22 protein-coding genes and 5 tRNA genes are annotated in these 23,470 nt (G+C 50.9%); 16 read left to right on the top strand and 11 right to left on the bottom strand.

Features of this window, described 5'->3' with window-relative positions; all coding sequences use genetic code 11:
* The 3 genes from trpB (at position 1) to A0U42_RS04060 (ending at position 3,361) form a co-directional block, all read left to right on the top strand.
* Positions 1 to 1,185, top strand: coding sequence for a tryptophan synthase subunit beta (gene trpB, locus A0U42_RS04070; RefSeq protein WP_065359967.1), 1,185 nt, complete (start codon positions 1 to 3; stop codon positions 1,183 to 1,185).
* Positions 1,178 to 1,960, top strand: coding sequence for a tryptophan synthase subunit alpha (trpA, locus tag A0U42_RS04065; RefSeq protein WP_065359966.1), 783 nt, complete (start codon positions 1,178 to 1,180; stop codon positions 1,958 to 1,960). The genes trpB and trpA overlap by 8 nt, the downstream gene beginning before the upstream one ends.
* Positions 1,961 to 2,218: 258 nt before the next feature.
* Positions 2,219 to 3,361, top strand: coding sequence for an acyl-CoA dehydrogenase family protein (locus A0U42_RS04060; protein ID WP_065359965.1), 1,143 nt, complete (start codon positions 2,219 to 2,221; stop codon positions 3,359 to 3,361).
* 118 nt (positions 3,362 to 3,479) lie between these two features.
* Here A0U42_RS04060 and A0U42_RS04055 read toward each other — a convergent pair whose 3' ends face one another.
* From A0U42_RS04055 to A0U42_RS04030, 6 genes are all read right to left on the bottom strand, one after another.
* A complete protein-coding gene (locus tag A0U42_RS04055) occupies positions 3,480 to 4,793 on the bottom strand; it encodes a dicarboxylate/amino acid:cation symporter (RefSeq protein WP_065359964.1) in 1,314 nt (437 codons plus the stop codon).
* 372 nt (positions 4,794 to 5,165) lie between these two features.
* Positions 5,166 to 5,492: a cupin domain-containing protein gene (locus A0U42_RS04050; RefSeq protein ID WP_044505405.1), complete on the bottom strand. Its 327-nt coding sequence runs from the start codon at positions 5,490 to 5,492 to the stop codon at positions 5,166 to 5,168.
* A 179-nt stretch (positions 5,493 to 5,671) separates the two neighbouring features.
* Positions 5,672 to 6,973: a nickel-dependent lactate racemase gene (gene larA / locus A0U42_RS04045; protein ID WP_065359963.1), complete on the bottom strand. Its 1,302-nt coding sequence runs from the start codon at positions 6,971 to 6,973 to the stop codon at positions 5,672 to 5,674.
* A 115-nt stretch (positions 6,974 to 7,088) separates the two neighbouring features.
* Entirely contained in the window at positions 7,089 to 7,937 is an 849-nt protein-coding gene (gene amrS, locus A0U42_RS04040; RefSeq protein ID WP_065359962.1) for an AmmeMemoRadiSam system radical SAM enzyme, read from the bottom strand.
* Positions 7,938 to 7,945: 8 nt separating this feature from the next.
* Complete coding sequence (amrA, locus tag A0U42_RS04035) at positions 7,946 to 9,307, bottom strand: AmmeMemoRadiSam system protein A (RefSeq protein WP_065359961.1); 1,362 nt, start codon at positions 9,305 to 9,307, stop codon at positions 7,946 to 7,948.
* Between the two features lie 129 nt (positions 9,308 to 9,436).
* The gene (locus tag A0U42_RS04030) at positions 9,437 to 11,257 is read right to left on the bottom strand and encodes a phosphoethanolamine transferase (protein ID WP_065359960.1); all 1,821 of its coding nucleotides are present in this window, start codon (positions 11,255 to 11,257) and stop codon (positions 9,437 to 9,439) included.
* 345 nt (positions 11,258 to 11,602) lie between these two features.
* On the opposite strand from A0U42_RS04030, the gene megL reads away from it, so the two are divergent.
* Entirely contained in the window at positions 11,603 to 12,802 is a 1,200-nt protein-coding gene (gene megL, locus A0U42_RS04025) for a methionine gamma-lyase (protein WP_065359959.1), read from the top strand.
* Positions 12,803 to 13,167: 365 nt separating this feature from the next.
* Positions 13,168 to 14,622 (top strand): Na+/H+ antiporter NhaC family protein, encoded by a 1,455-nt coding sequence (locus tag A0U42_RS04020; protein WP_083122268.1) that lies wholly within the window; start codon positions 13,168 to 13,170, stop codon positions 14,620 to 14,622.
* A gap of 59 nt (positions 14,623 to 14,681) precedes the next feature.
* Here the strand turns inward: A0U42_RS04020 and A0U42_RS04015 are convergent, their stop codons facing one another.
* Positions 14,682 to 15,680, bottom strand: a complete 999-nt coding sequence (locus A0U42_RS04015; RefSeq protein ID WP_065359958.1) for a LysR family transcriptional regulator — start codon at positions 15,678 to 15,680, stop codon at positions 14,682 to 14,684.
* Between the two features lie 329 nt (positions 15,681 to 16,009).
* Here A0U42_RS04015 and A0U42_RS04010 point away from each other — a divergent pair.
* From A0U42_RS04010 to A0U42_RS03965, 10 genes are all read left to right on the top strand, one after another.
* A tRNA-Asp gene (locus tag A0U42_RS04010) sits at positions 16,010 to 16,086 on the top strand.
* An 8-nt stretch (positions 16,087 to 16,094) separates the two neighbouring features.
* Positions 16,095 to 16,170, top strand: a tRNA-Phe gene (locus tag A0U42_RS04005).
* A gap of 15 nt (positions 16,171 to 16,185) precedes the next feature.
* A tRNA-Leu gene (locus A0U42_RS04000) sits at positions 16,186 to 16,271 on the top strand.
* 32 nt (positions 16,272 to 16,303) lie between these two features.
* Positions 16,304 to 16,380, top strand: a tRNA-Asp gene (locus A0U42_RS03995).
* 22 nt (positions 16,381 to 16,402) lie between these two features.
* A tRNA-Leu gene (locus A0U42_RS03990) sits at positions 16,403 to 16,488 on the top strand.
* A 75-nt stretch (positions 16,489 to 16,563) separates the two neighbouring features.
* The gene (locus A0U42_RS03985) at positions 16,564 to 17,481 is read left to right on the top strand and encodes a metal-sensing transcriptional repressor (protein WP_065359957.1); all 918 of its coding nucleotides are present in this window, start codon (positions 16,564 to 16,566) and stop codon (positions 17,479 to 17,481) included.
* A 41-nt stretch (positions 17,482 to 17,522) separates the two neighbouring features.
* Positions 17,523 to 18,269: a macro domain-containing protein gene (locus A0U42_RS03980; RefSeq protein WP_065359956.1), complete on the top strand. Its 747-nt coding sequence runs from the start codon at positions 17,523 to 17,525 to the stop codon at positions 18,267 to 18,269.
* A 3-nt stretch (positions 18,270 to 18,272) separates the two neighbouring features.
* Entirely contained in the window at positions 18,273 to 19,073 is an 801-nt protein-coding gene (locus A0U42_RS03975) for a CpXC domain-containing protein (protein WP_065359955.1), read from the top strand.
* Positions 19,074 to 19,253: 180 nt separating this feature from the next.
* Positions 19,254 to 20,096 (top strand): D-alanyl-D-alanine carboxypeptidase family protein, encoded by an 843-nt coding sequence (locus A0U42_RS03970; protein WP_065359954.1) that lies wholly within the window; start codon positions 19,254 to 19,256, stop codon positions 20,094 to 20,096.
* A 32-nt stretch (positions 20,097 to 20,128) separates the two neighbouring features.
* A complete protein-coding gene (locus A0U42_RS03965; RefSeq protein ID WP_044505416.1) occupies positions 20,129 to 20,836 on the top strand; it encodes a response regulator transcription factor in 708 nt (235 codons plus the stop codon).
* Positions 20,837 to 20,901: 65 nt separating this feature from the next.
* Here the strand turns inward: A0U42_RS03965 and rbr are convergent, their stop codons facing one another.
* The 4 genes from rbr to A0U42_RS03945 all read right to left on the bottom strand — a co-directional run bounded on the left by rbr (position 20,902) and on the right by A0U42_RS03945 (position 23,084).
* Entirely contained in the window at positions 20,902 to 21,441 is a 540-nt protein-coding gene (gene rbr / locus A0U42_RS03960; RefSeq protein ID WP_065359953.1) for a rubrerythrin, read from the bottom strand.
* A 143-nt stretch (positions 21,442 to 21,584) separates the two neighbouring features.
* Complete coding sequence (locus A0U42_RS03955; protein WP_065359952.1) at positions 21,585 to 22,079, bottom strand: hypothetical protein; 495 nt, start codon at positions 22,077 to 22,079, stop codon at positions 21,585 to 21,587.
* A gap of 2 nt (positions 22,080 to 22,081) precedes the next feature.
* Positions 22,082 to 22,789 carry a DUF1700 domain-containing protein gene (locus tag A0U42_RS03950; protein WP_083122264.1) on the bottom strand — a complete coding sequence of 236 codons (708 nt, stop codon included), beginning with the start codon at positions 22,787 to 22,789 and terminating at the stop codon, positions 22,082 to 22,084.
* Positions 22,776 to 23,084 carry a hypothetical protein gene (locus A0U42_RS03945; protein WP_065359951.1) on the bottom strand — a complete coding sequence of 103 codons (309 nt, stop codon included), beginning with the start codon at positions 23,082 to 23,084 and terminating at the stop codon, positions 22,776 to 22,778. The genes A0U42_RS03950 and A0U42_RS03945 overlap by 14 nt, the downstream gene beginning before the upstream one ends.
* Before the next feature lie 164 nt (positions 23,085 to 23,248).
* On the opposite strand from A0U42_RS03945, the gene A0U42_RS03940 reads away from it, so the two are divergent.
* Positions 23,249 to 23,464 (top strand): DUF951 domain-containing protein, encoded by a 216-nt coding sequence (locus A0U42_RS03940; RefSeq protein ID WP_044505421.1) that lies wholly within the window; start codon positions 23,249 to 23,251, stop codon positions 23,462 to 23,464.
* Positions 23,465 to 23,470: the final 6 nt, after the last annotated feature.

The following is a 23,470-nucleotide window of genomic DNA, read 5'->3' as shown; positions in this document are numbered from 1 at the left end:
ATGAGTACAGGAAGATTCGGCTCCTTTGGCGGCCAGTATATACCGGAAACGCTGATGAATGAAATTCAGCGCTTGGAAAAAGCCTACGACCATTATAAACATGACCCGGCCTTTCAGGCAGAATTAAAAGAACTCCTTGATAACTATGCCAATCGGCCGTCACTCCTTTACTATGCCGAACGGATGACGAAAGATTTGGGCGGTGCGAAAGTCTATTTGAAGCGTGAAGATTTGAACCACACAGGGGCCCATAAAATCAACAATGCCTTAGGTCAGTGCCTGTTGGCTAAAAAGATGGGCAAGACCCGTGTCATCGCTGAAACCGGCGCCGGTCAGCACGGCGTAGCAACGGCAACGGCAGCTGCCTTTTTAGGCCTTGAATGCGAAGTCTTCATGGGCGAAGAAGATACGATTCGCCAGGCCTTGAACGTCTATCGGATGGAACTGTTGGGGGCTAAGGTCCACGCCGTCACCTCCGGGTCACGGGTCCTTAAAGACGCCGTCAACGAAGCCATGCGAGAATGGGTCAGCCGTGTCGATGATACTCATTACGTCATCGGCTCGACCATGGGGCCTCATCCTTTCCCGATGATGGTTCGCGATTTCCAGGCCGTTATTAGTAAGGAAGCGCGTCAGCAGATCCTCGACAAGGAAGGGAAATTACCGGCAGCGGTCTTGGCCTGCGTCGGCGGAGGAAGCAATGCCATGGGTATGTTCTACCACTTCATCGACGATAAAGATGTCCGTCTCATCGGCTGCGAAGCTGCCGGCAAGGGCATCGATACCAAACTCCATGCGGCGACGATTGCCAAGGGGGAAGTGGGAATCTTTCACGGCATGAAATCGATTTTTTGCCAGAACGAAGACGGCCAGATCGACGAAGTCTATTCCATTTCGGCCGGCCTCGACTATCCCGGTATCGGGCCGGAACACGCCTACTTAAATGAAACGGGTCGGGCTCAGTACATTCCGGTCAAAGATGATGAAGCCGTTGAAGCCTTTGAATATTTGGCCCGCACAGAAGGCATCATCTGCGCCATTGAAAGCGCCCACGCCGTCTATGAAGCCATGCAGCTGGCACCGACGATGAGTCCTGAAGACAGCATCATCGTCTGCTTGTCCGGCCGCGGCGATAAAGACGTCGCTGCCATTGCAAGATATAAGGGGAGGGATTTACATGAGTAAGATTGGCCAGGCTTTTAAAAAGGGAAAAGCCTTTATCGGATTTTTGACGGCAGGTGACCCGTCGTTGGAAAAGACCTATGAATACATTATGACCATGGAAAAAGCCGGTGCCGACTTGATTGAAATCGGAATTCCCTTTTCCGATCCCATTGCTGAAGGCATCGTCATCCAGGAAGCGGACTTGCGGGCCTTGAAACAAGGGACGCGCATCGACGACGTCTTTGATCTCGTGAAGCGCGTCCGGAAGGATTCGCAGATTCCCTTGGTTTTTCTGACTTACCTTAATCCCGTCTTCCATTATGGGGCCGATGCCTTCTTCACTCGTTGTGAAGATGCGGGCCTCGATGGCATCATTATCCCGGATATGCCCTTTGAAGAACGGGGCGAATGTGCAGCCGCTGCCAAGGCTCATGGTATCGATATCATTTCCATGATTGCTCCGACCTCAAAAGACCGGATCCAGACCATTGCCAAGGCCGGGGAAGGCTTTTTATACATCGTATCCTCCTTAGGCGTAACCGGAACACGGACGGAAATCAAGACCAACCTCAAAGACATCATCGATACGGCCAAAGCTGTGACCGACGTTCCCTGTGCCGTCGGCTTCGGTATCAATACGACCGAACAGGCTGAAGCCATTGGCCGTGACGCCGACGGGGTCATCGTTGGCAGTGCCATCGTCAAACTGATTGCTAAATACGGGGACCATGCAGAAAAACCAATCTATGACTATGTGAAGAAAATGAAGGAAGCGGTCATGCGCAGCCGCTCATAATTAGGCCATATAGGAATTTACATAAAGATCTGAATGACAGTTCGTCACTGTGGTTCAGATCTTTTTTTATGAAGAATACTTATTTATTACAAATTGGCATAAAAATAGTCTGTCTATGATAAATTTGGCACTTCGTTGACTTTGTCGATTTCCCATGATAATATGTAGGCAAGATATTTCTTGTAACGAAATATTTATATAACTAATGTTAATGCACGCTATATGGATATTTCCATTTCAACAGAAGGAGTGACGATCATGGATTTTGAACTCACGAAACAACAGCAGCAAATTGTCGACCAAGTACGCGATTTTACGGCTAAACGGTTATTGCCCGGCGTTGTAGAACGCGATGAAGCTTCGGAATTTCCGTTGGAAGCTTTTAAAGAATTTGGCAGGATGGGCATGTTCGGTCTCTGCTATCCGACAGAATTCGGCGGCAGCGATGTCGGTTATCTTCCGTATATCCTGGCTGTTGAAGAAGTTTCCAAAGTAGATTCTTCCTTTGGCATCGGCTTTTCGGTCAATACGTCCCTTTACGGCGGCAGTGTCATGTATTCTTCGGCGACGGATGAACAGAAAAAACGCTTTTTATCCCCCATCGCATCGGGCCAGGCCATCGGCTCCTTTGGACTGACGGAAGCGACGGCCGGTTCTGACGCTGCCGGTCAGCAGACGATTGCTACTAAAGACGGCGACGACTATATCTTAAACGGTACTAAGATTTTTAATACCAACGGTCCCATTGCCGACTATACCGTCGTCTACGCTTTGACCGATCCGGCTATCGGCATCAAGGGCATGTGCGCCTTCGTCTTGGAAAAAGGGATGGAAGGCTTCCATGTCGGCAAACTGGAAAATAAAATGGGCATCCGCTCGGCTCAGGTTTCGGAAATGGTCTTATCAAACGTTCGCGTTTCGGCAGACCGGATGATTGCCAAACCGGGCGAAGGCTTTAAACTGGCCATGAAGACTCTCGACGGCGGCCGTATCGGCGTCGGCGCTCAGGCCCTGGGCCTGGCAGAAGGGGCCTTTGACATTGCCATCGACTACCTGAAGAAACGTGAACAGTTCGGCAAACCGCTGTATAAACAGCAGTATCTGGCCTTCAAGATGGCTGAACTCTACGCCGATATTGAAAAGGCACGCCTGGTTCTTTATAAGGCAGCCTGCCTCAAAGAAGCAGGGAAACCGTACACGACAGATGCGGCTGTTGCGAAACTGACCTGCACCGACGTTGCCATGAAAGTGACGACGGAATGCGTTCAGATGCTGGGCGGCAACGGTTACATGAAAGAATACCATGTCGAACGCATGATGCGCGATGCCAAGATCACCCAGATTTACGAAGGCACTAATGAAATTCAAAAACTCGTCATTTCCGGCGGTTTGTTCCGTTAAGACGGGCTTCTTCGAACGTCTCCTTTCATGAAGATACATTAAAAGGGAGGCTGGCCGATAGCGATGGCTATCAGGTCAGCCTCCCTTTTTAGGTACATCATAAGCTTTTTAAAAGATTTTAGTGACCGGCGACGACGCTTTCTTTGGCTTCGGCATCGAGAGTATGTGCCAGGTCATGGTCGGTCATGGCGCAGACAGCTGCGTCAGACCAAACGTTTTCCGCCGTTTCTACCATATCGATGATGGTATAGATCGGCAGGATGATGCCCATGATGCCGATAGGAGCACCGATACTGGACATGAGGGACAGGGTCAGGAAGTAGCAGCCCATGGGAACACCGGCATTGCCGATAGCTGCCAGGACGGCGATGAAGAGCCAGGCAATCATCGTGCCCATGGTCAATTCCGTACCGCCGTTTTGCATGAGGAAGAGGGACGTGACCAAGATGAAGGCTGCGCAGCCGTTCATGTTGATGGTCGTGCAAATCGGAAGTACGAAGCGCGATACCTGAGGATGAACGTTAAGGCGCTGTTCAGCCGAGGCCAGGGTAACCGGCAGGGTGCCGGCAGAGCTCTTGGTGAACAAGGCGACGGCGATAGCCGGAGCCATTTTGCGGAAGACGTAGAGCGGATTCAAGCCGCGAATGGCCAAGAAAATCGGCAGGACGATGAAGAACTGAATGAGGTTGCCGCCGAGGATGACCAAGGTATATTTCCCCAAAGCGCTGACGATGATACCGGCTTCAATCTGAGCTGCCAGCTGAGCCGAGAAGGCCAGGATGCCGAGCGGTAAGATCCAAAGCAGGGCCCGAATGAGGGCGAAAAGGACTTCCTGCAGGCCTAAGAGGCCTTTGAGCAGGACGGCACGATTTTCGGTCTTGGGCATGAAGGCTAAGGCAAGGCCGACAGCGGCTGCGATGAGCATGACCGAAAGGACGTTGCCCGATAAGAAGGGCTGGAGTATATTATTCGGAATAACCGACAGGAAATGGTCGTAGTAGGTGACCGACTCGAGTTTCTGCGGAACGCTGGAAACACCGGAACTGATCAGTTCCATAGGCAGATTGCCAGGAGCAATCCAGATGTAGAGTGCCAGACCGATGGCGGCGGCACAAATCGTTGTCAGCAGGGTGTAGGTGACGGCGTGGGCAAAGATGCGCCCCGTTTCTTTTTTAGCACCCAGTGCCGATAAGGTTGTAATGACGGCTAAGGCGATGGTCGGTATAGCGATGAACTGGAATAAGCGCGTGAAAACCGTTGCGATGAAATCGAATAATTGGTTCAATACCGGAATACCAAGCCAGCCTAAGATGGCGCCGAGGATTAAGGCCCCGATCCATAAGATGAATTGACGGCCCTGATGGCGATTGCGATTGTTGCGCATCGCTTCCCGGGCTTGTTCTTGTACTCCGTCTCGTGATTCATTTGACATGAGTATCTTCCCCCTTTGAGAAATATGGACGGCAGTAATAAACTACCGTTTCAGTATATTATAGAAGAGGGCAGGCATTCTGTCAATGAAAGAGGCGTTCACATTGTAAAAAAAGACACGTAAAAGGATCGGCACACAAGCGACATATGTATACCGATCCTTACGTTATAGGATTCATATTCATTTAGTGTTTGATTCTGCTTTCGCTAAAACTCAAAACGTTAAAACAGTCATCGTTCGTTACAACCAGATACTTAGACTAACCTATTTGAAACACATCACACCCATTCGAAAAGTTCGAAGCACTTTAGATCAAGATAAGTTAATACATCATGTTCATCGACGAACTCGTGTTAATCCTATAGACATTATTTAGTTGTTCATGATCAACGCAATGAAAACTAAGTCTGTATCGCTTTTGTTTTCCAAGCCGTGACCCTTACCGTCTGATGTGTATGTAACGTCTCCTCGTTTAACGGTCCGGATTACTCCGTTGTCGTCATATTGTCCCTCACCGGAAAGGATATAATATGCTTCTGCGTCGTCATTGTGAGCATGGTAACCTATAGAACATCCAGGTTTCAAGGTGATTTCTGCGAACATACCAACGTCTCCTCGCAGTTCGGTGGCGCTCAGAAGCTGTCTCTTCAAGATGAACCCCTTGCCGCCAGCGGCATGTTCGACCTTCTCTACTTCCACTGGACTCACCCCTTTCTAATGCACTTGCAAGGAATCGATTTGCGTGTTATTCCTTTTGCATTTCTTGGCTATATTATAGCATAGAATTTCATGATTGTCATGATATAAACGTAAGTAAGTTATGTTATTTTAGAATATATCTAAGAATGGACATAAATAGAACGAATAGATTTGCTCCGTTATCCCTGTAAGATCGGGACGATTTTGGTGCAGTGGGGCATGACGTTGATCGTATAGTCTTCCTTACCTTGTTCCTTTAACTTCTGTTGGGCCAGATTCCACGCTTCTTCGACGGTAGCTGCCGGGATTTGGCCGGTCCGGCGGATGTCCTTGAAGTTTCGCGGCAGGGTGACCAGGATGACTGTGTTTTTATGGGCCAGGCAGAACAGGTTGAAGGCGACGAAGAAGGGGATGGTAAAGTGAGCTCTGAGGGCCGTTTCCATTTCTTCCATCGTATCGTATTTGAAGCTGTCGAGGTAGATGGCCGGTTCTTTGATGTCGCGGGCTTCCATGATGGCGATGATGATGCCCCCTTCCTTGACGGCCATTTCAGCCGGGTCATAGCATTTGCTGCCCTGGTAGAGGCTGACGTCACTGGGATATCCGCCGGCGCAGGCGAAGACGACATCCGTTTTTTGCTTCATGGGGACGCGCTGGATGTCGAGGACGGCCTGCGTTCCGGCATGCCAGGCTTCATACCAATCGCCGCCGACCATGCGGCAGATTTCGCCGTCGGCATTGATGATGGAATGGACGAGGAAGCAGGGATTGATCTTGCTGCAGGCTTCGACCATGTCATCGTTCAAAGGATTGTTTTCAATCATGAGGGCCCGGGTCTTGGGATTGACACCGTGACCGAATTCGTCGGCCAAGGCATGGCAGTGATTGCGTTGAATCGTTTCGAAGCCGGATACGCCGGGCAGGATGAGCTTGCGGCCGCCGCCGAAACCGGCGAAGAGGTGGGTCGTAATGCCGTCGATGATGATGACCTTGTCGGCATCGACGACGTGTTTATTCAGTTTGAGCGGCGTGCCGAGCTTGGTCGTCCCGCAGTCGACGAGGGTCGGATCCATGCAGTCGTGCTGATAAGTCTTGATGCGGTCGATGACTTCCTGACCGCAGACGGCGACGTCTTCTTCCGGCGTCTGTGCCCGGTGGGAACCTTGGGAAAAGACGATATAGATGTCGTCGTCGGGAATGCCGGCCAAGTTTAATTCATCGATGACGTAGATGAGAAATTGGTTGGAATGATTCCAGGTGCGCGTAATGTCGGCGACGACCAGGCAGACTTTATCACCGGGCTGTACCTTTTCGGCCAGCGGAGCGCTGCCGATGGGGTGGCGCATGCAGTCAATCGTCGCTTCTTTGACGTCGACGGCGGGGACGTGCTTTCCTTCCATGACGTCGGAAATATGTTCTTCCGGCAGTTTGACGGTCTGTGTCGTTTCACCAATACTGAAAGTAAATTCTTTTAATGCCATTGCCTATCACCACTTCTTTTTTAAAATTAATATCAAGTTGTAACTTATTATATCATGATAAACACGGCATGCAAGATTAAAGTTAAAACAATCGGGCATAACGTTGGCAAATCGGTCATACGTTTCCGATATAGACGTGGTGCAGATGCTTTTTGGCAACGGCTGCTAACCGGTGAAGGGTATCGACCGGTGTCATCGGCGTCGTATCCCGATAGCGGGGAAAGTAGCGAGTCAGATGGAGGGGAATATCCGGACGAAGTCCTGCCAGCCAGCGGGCTTCATGGTCCATTTGGTCTTCATCGTCGTTTTTTCCGGGAATGATTAAGGTCGTCACTTCGACGTGGCTGACGGCGGCAGCGGTAATCGTATTTAAGACGGGCTGCAAGGAGGCGCTGCACTGGGAGCGGTAGAACTCTTCGGAAAAGCCTTTGAGGTCGATGTTCCAGGCGTCGATATAGGGGAGAAGCCCTTCGAGGGGCTTTCTTTCGATATAGCCATTGCTGACCATGACGTTGAACAGGCCTCGTTTCTTAAGCAGCGTCGCTGTTTGGATTATAAATTCATAGCTGAGGGTCGGTTCATTATAGGTGTAGGCCAGGCCGATATTGCCCTGTGGCACGTATTTTTCGGCTAAGGCGACGGCCTCTCCCGGTGTCAGGTCTTGGGACGGTGCCGGCTGCTGCGAAATCTGCCAGTTCTGGCAGAAGGGACAGGTGAAGTTACAGCCCCAGGAACCGAGGGATAAGATAAGGGATCCGCAGTGGAAGTGATAGAGGGGCTTCTTTTCGATGGGATCTAAGGCAAGACTCGTGATTTTTCCGTAGTTTAAGACCTGAAGGGTCGTACCGTCGAAGCCCCTCGTTTGGCAGCGGCCGCAGCGACCTTTCTCGATGCGGCAGTGATGGGGGCAGAGGCCGCAGACGGCCTTGCCGCTTCGGTCTATGTGATAAAAGGCAGCTTCCATGGGGATACCTACTTGTAACGGTCGACGGTGAAGCGGTATAAATCGGGCTGTATCTGCGGCGGGATGCCGGCCTTTTCCTTGGCGATGCTGATCTGCTGTTCGACTGTGTCTACGCCTTCGAGATCAGGAAGGAGGAGGCCTGTACGGGCATGGCTCATGACGATGACGCCGTACTTTTTGGGATTGAGCTCGCTGGCTGAAGTGACGGCCTCCGGCCTCCCTAAGACGTCGACGGAAATATCGATATCTGCGAGCTCTTCTAAGCTGACCGGTGAGAAACGCGGATCCCGTGTGGCCGCTGAGACGGCATTATGGATGATTTCACTGGCCGTATTCAGATGCATGGGAAGGAAGGTACCGATGCAGCCGCGCAGACGGCTTCCTTTATGGAGAGATACGAAGGTACCGGCCTGATCCTGAAGTTCTTCCGGCAGGTCTTTTGGGACGGCCATTAAGGCATGATGCTGAAGGTAGTAGGTGATGCTTTCACGGGCCAAGCGGACTCGTATGTCCGAGGGAGCCCGTTTTACGACCTGGTCTTCCTGGCCTTCGGGAAGGTAGAGAGCGACGCCGTAGCCGACGCCAAAGGGAGCCTCATAGGCATAGACCGGCATGACCGGACGGAAGTGACGCAGGGTACCGAACAAAAAGTAGACGGAAGGCAGGCCGCAGGTGGCGATTTCGTCGATGAAACTGCGGCTGAGGTCGGTGAGTCCTGAGGGATTTTGTTTGAGCAGAGCTTCCATGACCAGCTTGTCGAAGACGGCCCCGTTTGGCGTGTAGCCATTGGGCGAGCCTTGAAGCAGGCGGTGGGACAGATCGCCGGAGGCGATGACGGCAATGCGCCGGCCAAGGGTTTTGGCGGCCTTTATGACGATGTCGCCTAAGCGGGTCATACTGTCGTAATCGTCAAATCGGGGAGCCATGATGACGATAGGCCCGGTGAAGCCGGCTTTACGAAGGTAATATAAGGGGACGAAGGTGCCTTGGTCGACGCTGAGAGGATGGCCGAAGCGATCGCTCCAGGCGGCGTCGAGGCGATAGATATCGGTCTGTTGACTGGCCTTGTTGACAATTTCTTCGGCAAGGTCCATATCGGTCCGAACATCCATCGAAAGCTCCGGATAGCCGAAGACGGCCAGGTTGCCGTAGAGGCGCGGCGCGGCGATGATAGCGGCTCCGTCGGGAAATACGTAATTGTGGGGCGATAAGATGACCAGTGTTTCCGGTTTTTGACTGACAATCAGTGCCGAAGCCGCTTCGACAGCCTCGACGGTGGCGGCCATTTTTGACAATTCAGGGCCGCCTATTTCGGGCAGCATGATAGGCGGATGGGGAAAGAATCCGGCTGCTGCACAGACGTGTTCCATCGTGATTACCTCCTTTTCTGGGATGGATAATTAGAGTCAACTTTATTATACCCCAATCGGCCGGGGCCTCATAGCCCGGGACCGATTCCAGGCATGAAAAAAAGGACTATCTGATGATAGTCCTTTTGGTCAATATTCAGTATCTTCTAAAAGGCTCGTCTGCCCAAAGCGGGTCCGAAGATCCTTACGCTCCATCTTCCACTTTGACGAGGCGATGGACATGGTCGGATCGTAATTGGGGGACTGCATGTTGAGGATGCCGCAGATGAATTCGTATTCCAAGTCATTGGTAAAGAACTTGTCTTTGTTGGCTTTGACGGCCGAGACGACTTCAGGATTGCGCTCCTTGTAACCGTCGGACAGATAGACGAACATGGGGATGCGCAGGACCTTGAAGCTGGCGCTGTCCGGCTGGCGGGCGACGTCGGGATCACTGCCGTGATCTGAGAAGTAGACCATGGCGTCGAGGTTGAGGTTTTCCCGGGCGTAGTCAAAAATCTGCGAGAGAACCCAGTCCGTATAAAGCACGGTATTGTCGAAGTCGGCGGCACGGTTCAGATGGCCGTCGTCAAATTTCTGGAATTCTTTAGGGTAGCGGTTGCGATATTCGATGTGGCTGCCCATGAGATGGAGGACGACGAAATTCTTTTCCTTCGGATTGACCCGCTTGAGGAATTGTAAGAGGGCGCCGTCCTGTGTCGATTCCTTTAAATCGCGGTCGACCCATTCTGAGACGTCGGCCGTATTGGCGACTAAGGTAATGGGGGTATCGGCGACGCCGACCGAACCCTGATTGCTGAACCAATACGTCTTATAGCCGGCCTTTTTGGCCATGTCAATGATGGAAATCGATTCGTTGAAGGGTTTGTTATTGTAGAAGTTCGACTCGGTCAAGGCGTGTTCAAGAACCGGGACGGTATACCAAACACTGCTGTAGGCGTTAGTGAACAAGGTGAAGTCGGGATTGGCCTTCATGGCGGTCAACCACGGCGTATTGGGGACGTGATCGGGGTTGTAAGCGTTCATCAAGGTTCGCGTTTCCGATTCGCCGATGACGACGACGACCGTATTGGGATAGTCTGCCGGGTTCAGTTGGACGGCCTGTAAATTGGCGTATTTATCATCATGATTCTCGGCATATAAGGCCGAGCGCTCCATGTAGTCGTGAGTGTCTAAAAAGGTTCGGACCGGGAAGGATTCCGGCAGGATTTCTTCCCCTAAGGCGACGATAGACGGGGCGATGATGAACAGTACCGATAAAACCGGAATCAATTTGCGGTACGTTTCCGTTCGGGGCAGGACGTCTTGGCGATAATTCAACAGGAACAAGGCGCTGAGAAGGGCAATCAGGCTGACGGCAATGGTGATGATTTTGGTAACACCCAGGGACTGGAAGTATTCCAGGGTTTCTGCCGGTCCGGTCTGAAAGATGAGCAGGGCGCCCGACGTCGTAATCGATGAGTGGTACAAGGCATAGTAAGCCCATTGGAGCAGGATGAGAAAGACGCCGACGAGCTGGACGACGGTCATGATGAGGGACCCTAATTTTCGCGGTACGTACTGCTTGATGAGCATGTTCAGGCAGAAGAAGATGGCAAAGAAGTAAAGCCCGACATAGATGTCGTAAATGTTATTTAAATAAATCGTGTTGGTATTTATCAGTGACACGTAGCTGAGATAGGGACCGGTCACGATCCACCCGAGGCCGATGAGGGCCGGCGGCAGCACGTTCTGCACGGACAGATGCTTCCAGTAAAATGCCAGTGACAAGACGACGGCAGTGACGCCCGGAAACAGACCAAAAGTCATGTCGGCAATGTTGTCAGGCCCCATTCCCAGGGACACGATGAACTGCCATTGAAAACAGGCGATGTAGATGATGGCAAAGACAAGGAACAGACGAAGCAGTCTGTGTCGCCATTTTTTAAGTGCATTCATTGCGAAGTACATGGATTCGATCTACCCTCTCTATCTCTAGTGTAAAAACGATGTAAACAATGTAAACAACGTGTATCTTCTATATTATACATCAAATACGCGGAATAACATAGAGAAAAATGCAAAGATTTCTCGATAAAAAAGGGACTTAAAATTCTTTTTCCATGCATAGCCGGAAACTATGAAAATCCTTCGGAAGATACGTATTATACAGGCTAAGAGGCTTATGGTACACTAAAAATGAAGAGATATAATGGCATAAAAATCGGAACTGCAAAGATTTGATAAAACACGGTTTGCCAATGGAAACAGTCATATATCCTTATTATTTGACATACCTTAAAGGAGGACATCATCATGGAAAAAGAACTGCTGAAAAAAATGGGTTTTGCGACACAGGCCATTCATGCCGGTGCCATGAAAAATGAATTCGGAGCGCTCACCAATCCGATTTATCAAACATCCACCTTTATTTTTGATTCGGCCGAACAAGGCGGCAATCGCTTTGCCCTCCAGGAACCGGGCTATATCTATTCCCGCCTCGGCAATCCGTCGAATACACAGGTCGAAGAAAAAGTGGCCATGCTTGAAGGCGGCGAAGCCTGCTGCTCCATGGGATCGGGTATGGGCGCCATCTCGTCGGCTCTTTGGACGCTCCTCCGTGCCGGCGATCACGTCGTTGCCGGGGATACCCTCTACGGCTGCACCTTCGCCCTGCTGAATCATGGCATGACCCGTTACGGCGTAGACGTATCCTTTGTCGACATTACTGACCTCGACGCCGTTAAAAAAGCCATTAAACCGAATACCCGCGTCGTCTACTTGGAAACGCCGGCCAACCCGACGTTAAAGATTTCCGATATTGAAAGCATCAGCAAGATCGCCCATGAAATGGGAGACATTACGGTCGTCGTCGATAATACTTTCTGCTCGCCGTATATCCAAAAGCCGCTGTCCCTCGGTGCCGACGTCGTCGTTCACTCGGCAACGAAGTATTTGAACGGGCACGGTGACGTCATTGCCGGCTTCGTCGTAGGGAAACTGGACTACATCACCAACGTCCGACTCTTCGGTCTCAAAGACATGACCGGTGCCGTCCTCAGTCCTTTTGACGCCTTCCTCATTTCCCGCGGCATGAAGACCTTGGCCCTGCGCATGGAAAAACACTCGTCCAATGCCATGAAGGTCGCTGAATTCCTGGAAACCCATCCGGCCGTAAAGAGTGTTGCCTATCCGGGGCTTAAGAGCTTCCCCCAGTACGAACTGGCTAAAAAACAGATGAGTCTTCCCGGCGGTATGATTTCCTTTGAATTGAAAGGCGGCAAGGAAGAAGGGGCCGTTGTCATGAATAACGTCAAACTGTGCAGCTTGGCCGTATCCCTCGGTGATGCGGAAACGCTCATTGAACACGCAGCCTCTATGACCCACTCGACGTATACTCCGGACGAATTAAAAGCTGCCGGCATCAGTGAAGGATTGGTTCGCCTTTCCGTAGGCCTTGAAGATCCGGAAGACATCATTGCCGATCTTAAACAGGCTCTTGATTTAGTAAAATAGACGGATTTTCTTGTATCAATGATGTATGAGTACACGAGGCGTCCCGGAACTTTTCGGGACGCCCTTTGTGTATGTATTATGCGGGAGACTGGATTATAGGTTATTTTTATGGCTTAAATAGCCTTTAACTATATAATTGTTAAGTGAATATATATTATACAAAGAAAATAATATGATGTACAATAAAGAAAAGATCGTGAGAGAGCCCCTCCTGCCGGGCCATAGCCTTCAAGAAGCGCGGGTTAAAACAAAACGGTTCGTGCGTGGACGGCTGCCCGTCCGTGACCCTTGTGATACGGCGCCACTACAGGGGACGATGGGGCGGTGTGAAACGATACTCTCTAAGATGCGAAAGGAGACGACTTATGAAAGATAATGAAGTCCTCGAAAAGAAGGTGGAAAAGGCCATTACCAAGGAACGGCGTTATGAAGACCACCCTATAAAGCCAAACGCATTGGCTTTGATTCCCTTTGTCGTATTCATTGCAGTCTACTTGGGCAGCGGCATTATTCTCGATATGAGCGGCATGGAAATGGCATTCTACCAATTCCCGGCCCCGCTGGCGGCGGCTATCGGTGCGATTACGGCATTTATCCTTATCCGGGACAGTAACTTTGACGAAAAATTTGAAACCTTTGTCAAAGGATGCGGCGATTCCAACATCATTATCATGTGCATCATTTACCTCATGGCCGGCGGCTTCGCGGCTACCTGCAAGGCCATGGGCGGCATCGACTCGACGGTCAATTTGGGCTTGACCTATATTCCGCCGGAATACCTGGCGGCCGGTGTCTTTGTCATCGCCAGCTTCATCGCCACGGCGACGGGGACCTCCGTCGGCAGTGCCGCTGCCATCGGTCCGATTGCCGTAGCTGTCGCCGAAAAGGCCGGCATCCCCCTGCCGCTGATGATCGGCTGCGTCATGGGCGGCATCATGCTCGGTGACAATCTCTCTATCATTTCCGATACGACCATCGCTTCAACGCGGACGCAAGGCTGCGCCATGAAAGATAAGTTCCGCCTTAATTTTTGGCTGACCCTGGTGCCGGCCATCTTGACCGTTATCTTGCTCGTACTCTTTGGCGGTTCAGAGACGGCCGTCAGTGCCGGTGATCATCCCTTTAGCCTGATCAAAGTGTTGCCGTATCTCGTCGTTTTGGTGACGGCTGTTGCCGGGGCCAATGTGTTTGCTGTCCTCGTCGGCGGCACGCTCCTGGCAGGGGCTATCGGTCTCTTTTACGGAGATTTGTCGCCCCTGTCTTTTGCCCAAGCGATTTACAAAGGTTTTTTAGGCATGACGGATATCTTCTTCCTGTCTATGCTGACCGGCGGCTTGGCGGCCATGGTCAACAAGGCCGGCGGCATCGCTTATCTCTTGACCACGGTGCAGCGCTTTATCAAAGACAAGAATTCTGCCGAATTGGGTATTTCGGCGCTGGTTTCCATTACCGATATTGCTACGGCCAATAATACGGTTTCTATCATCATCAACGGCGAAGTAGCCAAGCGCATCTGCTATAAGTTCCACGTCGATCCCCGCCGCAGTGCGGCCCTCTTGAGTACCTTCTCGACGATTTTCCAAGGCCTCGTTCCCTATGGGGCCCAGATGCTGATCATGGTCGGCTTTGCCAACGGCAAGGTATCGCCACTGGAAGTCCTGCCGTACTGCTGGTTTATTTACCTTCTCGGCATTTCGGCCATCATTTCGATCTTTATTCCCTTCTCAGACGGTTTTATTCGCAAGGATCCTTGGAATTTTGAAGCTCAAAAGCCCCAGAGTCAGGTTGACGGCTCGCATGAAAAGGCTGCGCTCTTGTAGCGGCTGAGCCGTGAACATAAAAAAGCTCTTCCCCGTGCAAGGGAAGAGCTTTTTGGCCTTTATTCTGACCGGTATTTCGTGAGTATGTTTTGGGCGATTCGTTCCGGTGCTTGTTTGGTCGGCTGATTTTCGGCGATGACATGATTGTGAACCAAGGTTTTTTCGAGCTGTTCGATATAGGCTCTGGCGGCTAAGGGTAAGGGCGTCTCCTGAAGTTTAATCCAGCCGACGCGCATAATATCCAAAGGATTTTTCATCGGAATCGATACGATGGGCCATTTTCGATCGTTGCGGAATAAGATGCCCGTCCCGATGGTATAGGCATCGGTGGCGGCAATGACACTGAATAAGGTCGAACGATCCGTCGTGCTGATTTCCCGTTCCGGTTTGATATCAGGAATGATGACTTCTTCGGAAAACTGATACGAATCTTCTTCCTGCGTATATTGAATATAAGGATAAGGCCGGAGCTGATCGATCGAAAGCGACGGGTATTTTGCCAAGGGATGGTTGGCTTGAAGAAAGACCGACGGAGGGTACGCAAAGAGCTCGGTGAATTTCAGCCTGTTTTTGCGCAGCGTCCGGGTCATGAATTTTTGCGTCATCTTGGAAATGAAGATGATGCCGATTTGGCTGCGCTGGGTGACGACGTCCTGAATGACCTGGGACGTACGGCCTTCCCGGAAGGTGATGGCATACTGCGGCTTTTTGGATAACGTTTGCAGGTAGTCCGTAAAGGCATCGACGGCAAACATATAGTGCTGGGACGAGATGGAAAGGCGCAGCTTGTTCTTACTTGGCTGGTGGGGATTGAAATGTTCCCGCAGATTGATCGTCTGCTCGATGATATGATTGGCGTAATTAAGAAATTCCAGGCCTTCCGGGGTAAAGGTGATGCCGTGGCGGTTCCGTTTGAGGATGGTGATATGGAATTCTTTTTCGAGTTCCTTGATGGTCGTACTCAGGCTGGGCTGGGCAATAAAAAGAGCTTCAGCCGCAGCTGAGATGGAATTGTGTTTTGATAACTCAACGATGTAATAAAGCTGTTGCAGGGTCATGAAAGGCACTTCCTTCGTATAGTTGATGCAGTATGATGCTCTCGGTGATGATGGATAGTCTTATTTTAACAGAGTCGACGATACTTTTAAAGGAAAGGCCTTGTGTATGGACCACGGCGGTCTAATGAGTGGGTGCCCGATGGGGCGAAAACTGCTGTTCAGGGGAGGCAGCGGACTGACATGGGGGAACGAAGAGGGCGGCAGCGTGGTTTTTCTGAAAAGGAAAATTGTCCCTTTGTAAAAAATTATAAAAAAATAGCTTGCAAAATATAGACGACCATGATAGAATAATTATCGTTGAGGCACTACGTGCCGATACAATGGCAAACGGCCCCGTGGTGTAGCGGTTTAACATGTCGCCCTGTCACGGCGAAGATCGTCAGTTCAAATCTGATCGGGGTCGCCATTTTTTTTGCTCAGGTAGCTCAGTCGGTAGAGCAGGGGACTGAAAATCCCCGTGTCGGCGGTTCAATTCCGTCCCTGAGCACCAACAATATCATGTCATGCGGTTGTGGCGGAATGGCAGACGCGCTACTTTGAGGGGGTAGTGAGCGTAAGCTCATGGGGGTTCAAGTCCCCCCAACCGCACCATAGCTTCTCGTTGAGAAGCAGCGAATAGAAACGGCCCCGTGGTGTAGCGGTTTAACATGTCGCCCTGTCACGGCGAAGATCGTCAGTTCAAATCTGATCGGGGTCGCCATATTCTTTTTTTAATTTTATATGCGGTTGTGGCGGAATGGCAGACGCGCTACTTTGAGGGGGTAGTGAACGAAAGTTCATGGGGGTTCAAGTCCCCCCAACCGCACCACCTGAACGGTCCTACCGCTATGCGGCAGGACCGTTTTTTATAGGCATGAATCCACTCCGAACGGAGGAAATACGCATGGATAAGGAACACGTTTTTTTTGAGAACTATGCTAAACACTGGGACCGTGACCGGAAAGAGAATCGGACCATTTTGTCGGAATTTTTAAGGCTGATGGCGCTTGAAACAGGGGCGGCCGTCCTCGATGCCGGCTGCGGAACCGGCGTCCTCCTGCCCTATTTGTCCGAGGCCGTCGGTGCTGACGGGGCGGTAGAAGGCTTCGATTACTCCCAGCAGATGATCGATGTCGCTAAGGATAAATTTTCCTCTTTGGCGAACGTTACTTTTACGACGGGGGACGTCCTTAAATACCACTTTGAGGCCCGTCGTTACGATGCCGTCTGCTGCCTTAATTTTTATCCCCACATCGCCGACCACAGCCGCGACGTCATCCGCCGCTTGTACGATGCCGTCGCTCCGGGCGGGATGCTGGTCATCATGCATGATATGTCCCGCAAGGCCGTCAATGCCATTCACGGCGGGGCACCAATCCTGCCGCCCGTCGATATCCTGGGGGAAAAACTGATCAGTGCAGGATTTTCAGTTACCGTCGCCATGGATACGGAGTCGTTTTATTTCATCAAAGCCATCAAGGACGCCGATGCCGACGATTTTGTTTACGACGAGGACATCTCTCCTGTGCCCATTGCCGATCATGGGAGGGGTCACCATCATCACCATGCCGAAACGAAGCGCGTCATGAACCGCTTGTCGCGCATCAGCGGTCATATCGAAGCCATTAAGCGCATGGTCGAAGAGGAACGGGACTGCAGCGACGTCTTAGTTCAGCTGGCGGCTGTCCATTCGGCCATTGCCGGTGTAAGTCGGGTCATCTTGAAGGACCATATCGACCACTGTATCGTCGATGCCATCCGTGACGATGATGAAGCTGCTGTAGAAAAACTGAAGAAGGCTATTAATACCTTTGTAAAGTAATGGTATAATGAACTTATCCATTGTGAAAGGGTGTGACTGCCATGCAGTTTCGGGTATTAAACGGTGATATATCGGAATGGAATACCGACGGAATCGTATATTCTGCCAGTTCAACCCTGTTGCCGACAAGTCCCGTCAGCCGTAAGATTCATCAAAGAGGGGGCATTTCTTTTTCGGCCTATTGCCGTCATATCGGCATGTGTCACGTCGGCCATGCCGTCATGACCAAGGGCTGCCAATTAAAAGCCGCTTTTGTCATCCATGCCGTAGGGCCTTATTGGGCCGGCGGCAAACGGGGAGAGGAAGAGACCCTCTTATCGGCCTGCCGAGAGGCCTTGCAGTTGGCCCGGGAAAAGAAGCTGAAAGAGCTGGCCTTGGCACCGCTCAGCTCAGCCGATAAAGGCTATCCTCTCCAGCGGGCGGCGGCGGCCGTCGTTCCCTTGCTGCTCACGGAAGGCGGCGATTTTGACCGATTGGATATCGTCTGCGCCGATGATGCGGAACAGGCAGCCTATACGAAATCGGCGGTGTTCTTTTGGCTCCATCAATTGCGGGAGGCCTCGGCAAGTGCACGCGGAGGGCTGGCGGCGAAAATCGGTACGGCCTTGGCCTTGCTGCCTTGTCGTGAAGGAACACCGGACCCGATCGTTCTGGCCGGGAAGGTGAAGGCTGTAGAAGCCATCATTCAGCCTTTTTTACAATTGACGAGGCCCAGCCTGGCCGATGTCGAGCAGACGGCCTTACAGATTCGAGCCTTATACTCAGACAAACAAGAGAAAGGGGAGTAGCCCATGGCCTCGACCATAGGAACCCATGAAATGGACGTTTCCATCCAGTGTCCGGCATGCCGGGCGTCCGGGGTATTCCATACTTGGGATATCATTGACGCCGGTGATGTGTCCCTGAAGGACCGCGTTCTTTTTGATGAGAATTTATTTTTTTATACCTGTCCTCACTGCCAAAGTAAGATCCATATTGAAAGCAAGTGCCTCTATATCGACAGGGACAAGAAACTGCTGATATGGCACATTCCTGACCCTAAGGAAACCGTTACCCTCGACGAAGTTCAAGGTGCTTTGGGGACGACGTCCTTGGCAGCATACACCTGCCGGGCTGCCCTGACCTGGGGCGAATGGCGGGAGAAAATCATCGAATGCGAAAGCGCCTACGACGATCGGTTGTATGAAATCATTAAATATGGGGCTTATCAGCTGCTCAGCAAAGAGGATAAAGAGCGGCTTCCCTTAGAGGCATATCATCTCGATTATGCTGACGACGGCCATGATCCGGAACGCTTAGCCCTTGTTTTCATGAAGAAAGATGAAAAGGGAATGGCCTATGTTTATCCCCTTACAGAGAAGCTGAAAGAAGTGACCCGAGACATTTTCATGCCGATCATCGATCAGCTTTCCCGTGAGAAACAGGCGCCCTTTGAACGTTTCGGGTATGCCTGGGCCAGCCGGTTCATGACGTATCTCATCAAGGCTGCGGAAGCCGATGCCAATCGGGATACCTACGGCAACCTCATTGGATTCTGGATAAAAACAATCGGCGAGGAAATCTTCCAAACGGTGGTAAAACCGCAGGCCTAGCGTCGATGAAAAAGGCATAACTGTTCAATAAATCGGGAATCGGCCGGGGAAAGTACGTCCCCTTTGCGGAGTCCCGATTTATTGACAGATTATTTGATAAAAAATATAATATTATTAATAGTTTAGGTTTGTAAGATACCTGTTTATCTATTGATTTTTAGAAAAGAAAGGGCGCATTTGATGTTTTCAATTTTAAAACGAATTATGTTGACTACGGTTATTGCAATTGGCTTTATGATTGGTTCCATGACGGTGACGGCCCAGGCCGATATGCCGCCGACAATTGCCGAATCGGCGTGTATGATCGATATCGATACGGGAAAAGTATTATATCAGGTCAATCCGACAAAGTGGGTCCATCCGGCCAGTACGACAAAAATCGTTACCTTGATTACGGCATTAGATCAGTATAAAGATAAACTGGATCAGCCTTTACAGATTTCTTGGGAAGCGGCCAATACCGAGCCTTCCAGCTTGGGAATTGCGCCGGGAGACCCGATTACCATTCGCGAAGCTTTGCGGGGCATGATGGTCGTTTCCGGCAATGACGCTGCCGTCGCTGTGGCACAGACTCTGGGCGGTTCCGTTGCAGGCTATGCGGAAAAGATGAATGCAGAAGCCGTTAAAATGGGAGCAGCCCATACGAATTTCGTCAATCCCAACGGACTGACGGCAGCCCACCATTATACGACGGCCTTGGATATGGCTAAGATGGCCGCTTATGGGATGAAAAACTTCCCTGAATTTCGATATATCGTCGGCCTCAAGGCCTATGACGTCCATTATTTAGATAATCGGGCACCGAAACGGGTCACGACGACGAATCATTTCCTGACCAGCGGCTATCAAGGAGCCAATGGTATTAAGACAGGCTTTACCAACGCTGCCGGCGACTGCCTGGTCGCATCGGCAACGCGAGACGGCCATACCTTAGTATTGGTCCTGTATAATGATGACAATCGATGGACCGATGCTCCGGCCATTTTAGACTACGGGTTCCGCCGGCTTCAGACCGGGAACTAAGCTGATTGAATCATTTCTGAGGGGGGATTGTTATGGCGCGTGTGTTAATTATTGATCAAGACCGGATGATTGCGGCTATCGAACGCGATTTTCTGGAGACGAACGGCTTTGATGTGGCCGTCGCCATGACAGGTAAAGAGGGAATGAAACTTTTTGACGGGGGCGATATTGAGGCGGTCATCCTCGATGTCGACCTTTCCGATACGGATGGTTTTTTACTGTGCCGCAAACTGCGGGCCGTCAGCAACGTCCCCATTCTTTTCATCACGGCACGGGATGCCTTGGAAGATAAGGTAAAAGGATTCAGCTTGGGTGCCGATGATTATATCGTAAAACCTTTTAATCCGTCGGAAATGATTGCCCGCTTAAAAGCCCATCTCGATATCCATGAACGACTCTTAGGCAGCCAGCGTACGGAGGCGGATAACAGCAAGCCCGATATCCAAATCGGAGATCTGCGTATCTTTGTCAAACGGCATCAAGTCTTTCGCGGCAGTCGGGAAATTTCCTTGACGGGCAAGGAATTCAACTTGCTTTTGTTTTTGGCCCGTCACCCCAATCAGGTGTTTTCTAAGAAATACCTCTTTGAAATGATTTGGCATCTCGACGCCTTGGGCGAATTGGCGACGGTCACGGTCCATGTCAATCGCCTGCGGGATAAGTTGAATGAAGTAGAGCCGCCGTTTACGGCGATTGAAACAGTCTGGGGAAACGGTTATCGTTTTCGCGTAGAAGAATAACAAGGTGTTGTCTGCATAGGCAATAAAAAAAGGGAGCCCTCGTAAGAGGGCTCCCTTCGTATTGCTTAGTAGTTCGTAGCTTGGATTTCAAAGAAGGACTGAGGATGAGCACAGACCGGACAGATCTTCGGAGCTTCGTCAGCTTCTACGATGAAACCACAGTTGCGGCATACCCACGTTTTCTTTTCAGAACGTTTGAATACTTGTTTCGATTCGATGTTGTTGAGGAGCGCTAAGTAACGTTCTTCGTGATGTTTTTCGATTTGAGCGACTTTTTCGAACAAGAAAGCGATCTTGTCGAAGCCTTCTTCGCGAGCTTCTTTAGCGAAGGTCGGATACATTTCCGTCCATTCGTAGTGTTCGCCGGCAGCCGCATCTTTCAATGCATCGACGTCGTTCGGCATTTCGCCGCCATGGAGAAGTTTGAACCAGATTTTAGCGTGTTCTTTTTCGTTGTTGGCCGTTTCTTCAAAGAAGGCTTTGATCTGTTCGTAGCCTGCTTTTTTTGCTACGCTGGCATAATAGGTGTACTTATTGCGTGCCTGGGATTCACCGGAAAATGCAGCCTGTAAGTTTTTTTCTGTTTTTGAACCTTTTAATTCCATAATTCAATTCCTCCTTAATGATAATAAAGTCATAGGGATATTGTTATTTTTAGCACCCCTCTGGGTTGCTATTATTGTAACACCTTTTGATTTTACTGTCAACGAAGAGCTATTCCTTGTTGATAAAAAGGAATAGGGGCGAATTACTGCTTTTTTTCGTCTGCTGCACGATTATTGTCGTGAACGACCGAACGATCGGAAGATTCCGCCCGGGATTCGGTATCGTCACGGCGGGTATCCCGCGTCTCTTCTTTGCGGCGGGTCGACGAATCGGATGACTTTTCGGAATCGGAAGATTCATCCCGGCTGCGGAGGCTTTCGCTGTCGTCACGAACTCGGGAGTCCCATTCCTGCCTGAGGTCCGTACCGGCTTCTGCGGCCGAATCTTTCAGGTTGCCGTACTTCGATTCAAATTGGCGTTCGATTTCGGCGGCTTTTTCGGGATACATGGTCCGCAGTTTATCGAGCATTTCCTCTTTGCTGGCATTGCCCTTATCTAAAGCTCCTTGGAGTTCCTTATATTCCTTATAATAAGTCATCCAACGCTTCAGGGCCGGGTAGTCGCTGCTCATAAAGGACGTATAGCTGCCGAAGGCAAAGGCCAGGGTCAAAAAGAGACAGATAATAACGCGAGCCATGATCAGGACCTCCTTCCGCGGGCTGCCGCATGGCAGGCCTGGCCGGCATACGTGGCCGTTAAGCTGGCGAAGAGCACCGTGAGTACGACCAGGACGCGAGTCATGACTGAAATCGTAGGCAAGGGCAGAAGATCACTGTAGGCGTAGGCGGGAATGAAGGAGATGGCGATGGACGCCAAGATGATCAGGGTGAGCCCGGCGTATAAGAAACCGCTTAAAATGCCGAACAAGGTGCCGAGAATGTCCAGAAAAGGGCTGGCAACGGCTTTGGCCGTGTTGTTTGCCCCGTCATTCCAATTGAAATCACGCCCCGTTTCCCGGTCCGGTTCTTGGTACGATCGGCGTTGGGGCGGACGGGACTGGTAGGACCGGCGAGTCTTCCGGGGCCGGCCATAGTCGTCCGGCTGTTCCGGCAGATCATAGCGGGAAGAGGCAGTCCCCGGGCCGAAATCGTCGTATTCTTCGTACGAGTCGTCATAGTCATCTCCGGGCATGCGAGGATTGTCTTCGGGGACAACGGGTTCGCCGATATAGTAACGGTAGATGTTCTTCGGGTGGCCGAGTTTACAGCAGATTTCTTCTTCTGTTTTGCCCTGACTGGCGCCGAGGCGGAACTGTTCTTCACAGTCTTCGATGATGCCTTTTAAGTCATTTTTATCGCTCTTGCGGAAATAATACTGCAAGAGGTCCATGAATTCATTCTTTTTCATGTTTTTGGTTTAGAGGCCCTTCCTTTCTTACCGATTCTTCATAGCGTTGGTGAAATGATGCGCCGTATTGCCAGACGGCAATGGTGACCGCCGCCGTGACGGCGATGAGGATGAAGATACCGTAGGTTGGCATATCGGGTAAAAAGGCAATCGATGCCAGCGGTTCTTTTTCTAAGGCGATACAGACAGCTATCCAGCCCAAAAGGGCGACCATGCACAAGGTCAGGACAGAGCCGACAGCATAACAGAGTCGATATAATCGGCGCAGGCTTTGCTGGTTCGTCGATGACGTCAAAAAAATCCCTCCTCGTTTCTGTGATTATCCCTTATCTTAACACAGCCTATGAGGTCGGTCAATTGCACCCTCCTTTTCGGACAGCAGTGACTTGCAGGGCCATGGTTCAGACTATATAATGATATATATGCAATCATTAGCTTCTGATAGAGGAGGAATTTTTTATGGCTGATTTTGTCCGTTACTATGTAGGCGACGTGGTCCAAATGAAGAAAGCCCATCCCTGCGGCTGCAATGAGTGGGAAGTACTTCGTATCGGCGTCGATTTTGTCATCCGCTGCACCGGCTGCGGACACCGGGTTATGATTCCCAGACCGAAGTTTGAAAAGGCTGTCAAGAAACGGCTCCATTCTCATGGCGAAGATTCGGAAAAAGCGTAAAAATTT

The organism is Megasphaera sp. DISK 18, assembly GCF_001682955.1.
In the GTDB taxonomy this organism is placed as follows: domain Bacteria; phylum Bacillota; class Negativicutes; order Veillonellales; family Megasphaeraceae; genus Megasphaera; species Megasphaera massiliensis.
This window is presented reverse-complemented; position numbering and strand designations above follow the sequence as displayed.

Excerpts from the sequence above, each read along its gene's own strand:
- trpB (WP_065359967.1), top strand. The coding sequence starts at position 1 with ATGAGTACAGGAAGATTCGGCTCCTTTGGCGGCCAGTATATACCGGAA.
- trpA (WP_065359966.1), top strand. The coding sequence starts at position 1,178 with ATGAGTAAGATTGGCCAGGCTTTTAAAAAGGGAAAAGCCTTTATCGGA.
- A0U42_RS04060 (WP_065359965.1), top strand. The coding sequence starts at position 2,219 with ATGGATTTTGAACTCACGAAACAACAGCAGCAAATTGTCGACCAAGTA.
- A0U42_RS04055 (WP_065359964.1), bottom strand. The coding sequence starts at position 4,793 with ATGTCAAATGAATCACGAGACGGAGTACAAGAACAAGCCCGGGAAGCG.
- larA (WP_065359963.1), bottom strand. The coding sequence starts at position 6,973 with ATGGCATTAAAAGAATTTACTTTCAGTATTGGTGAAACGACACAGACC.
- amrS (WP_065359962.1), bottom strand. The coding sequence starts at position 7,937 with ATGGAAGCTGCCTTTTATCACATAGACCGAAGCGGCAAGGCCGTCTGC.
- amrA (WP_065359961.1), bottom strand. The coding sequence starts at position 9,307 with ATGGAACACGTCTGTGCAGCAGCCGGATTCTTTCCCCATCCGCCTATC.
- A0U42_RS04030 (WP_065359960.1), bottom strand. The coding sequence starts at position 11,257 with ATGTACTTCGCAATGAATGCACTTAAAAAATGGCGACACAGACTGCTT.
- megL (WP_065359959.1), top strand. The coding sequence starts at position 11,603 with ATGGAAAAAGAACTGCTGAAAAAAATGGGTTTTGCGACACAGGCCATT.
- A0U42_RS04020 (WP_083122268.1), top strand. The coding sequence starts at position 13,168 with ATGAAAGATAATGAAGTCCTCGAAAAGAAGGTGGAAAAGGCCATTACC.
- A0U42_RS04015 (WP_065359958.1), bottom strand. The coding sequence starts at position 15,680 with ATGACCCTGCAACAGCTTTATTACATCGTTGAGTTATCAAAACACAAT.
- A0U42_RS03985 (WP_065359957.1), top strand. The coding sequence starts at position 16,564 with ATGGATAAGGAACACGTTTTTTTTGAGAACTATGCTAAACACTGGGAC.
- A0U42_RS03980 (WP_065359956.1), top strand. The coding sequence starts at position 17,523 with ATGCAGTTTCGGGTATTAAACGGTGATATATCGGAATGGAATACCGAC.
- A0U42_RS03975 (WP_065359955.1), top strand. The coding sequence starts at position 18,273 with ATGGCCTCGACCATAGGAACCCATGAAATGGACGTTTCCATCCAGTGT.
- A0U42_RS03970 (WP_065359954.1), top strand. The coding sequence starts at position 19,254 with ATGTTTTCAATTTTAAAACGAATTATGTTGACTACGGTTATTGCAATT.
- A0U42_RS03965 (WP_044505416.1), top strand. The coding sequence starts at position 20,129 with ATGGCGCGTGTGTTAATTATTGATCAAGACCGGATGATTGCGGCTATC.
- rbr (WP_065359953.1), bottom strand. The coding sequence starts at position 21,441 with ATGGAATTAAAAGGTTCAAAAACAGAAAAAAACTTACAGGCTGCATTT.
- A0U42_RS03955 (WP_065359952.1), bottom strand. The coding sequence starts at position 22,079 with ATGGCTCGCGTTATTATCTGTCTCTTTTTGACCCTGGCCTTTGCCTTC.
- A0U42_RS03950 (WP_083122264.1), bottom strand. The coding sequence starts at position 22,789 with ATGAAAAAGAATGAATTCATGGACCTCTTGCAGTATTATTTCCGCAAG.
- A0U42_RS03940 (WP_044505421.1), top strand. The coding sequence starts at position 23,249 with ATGGCTGATTTTGTCCGTTACTATGTAGGCGACGTGGTCCAAATGAAG.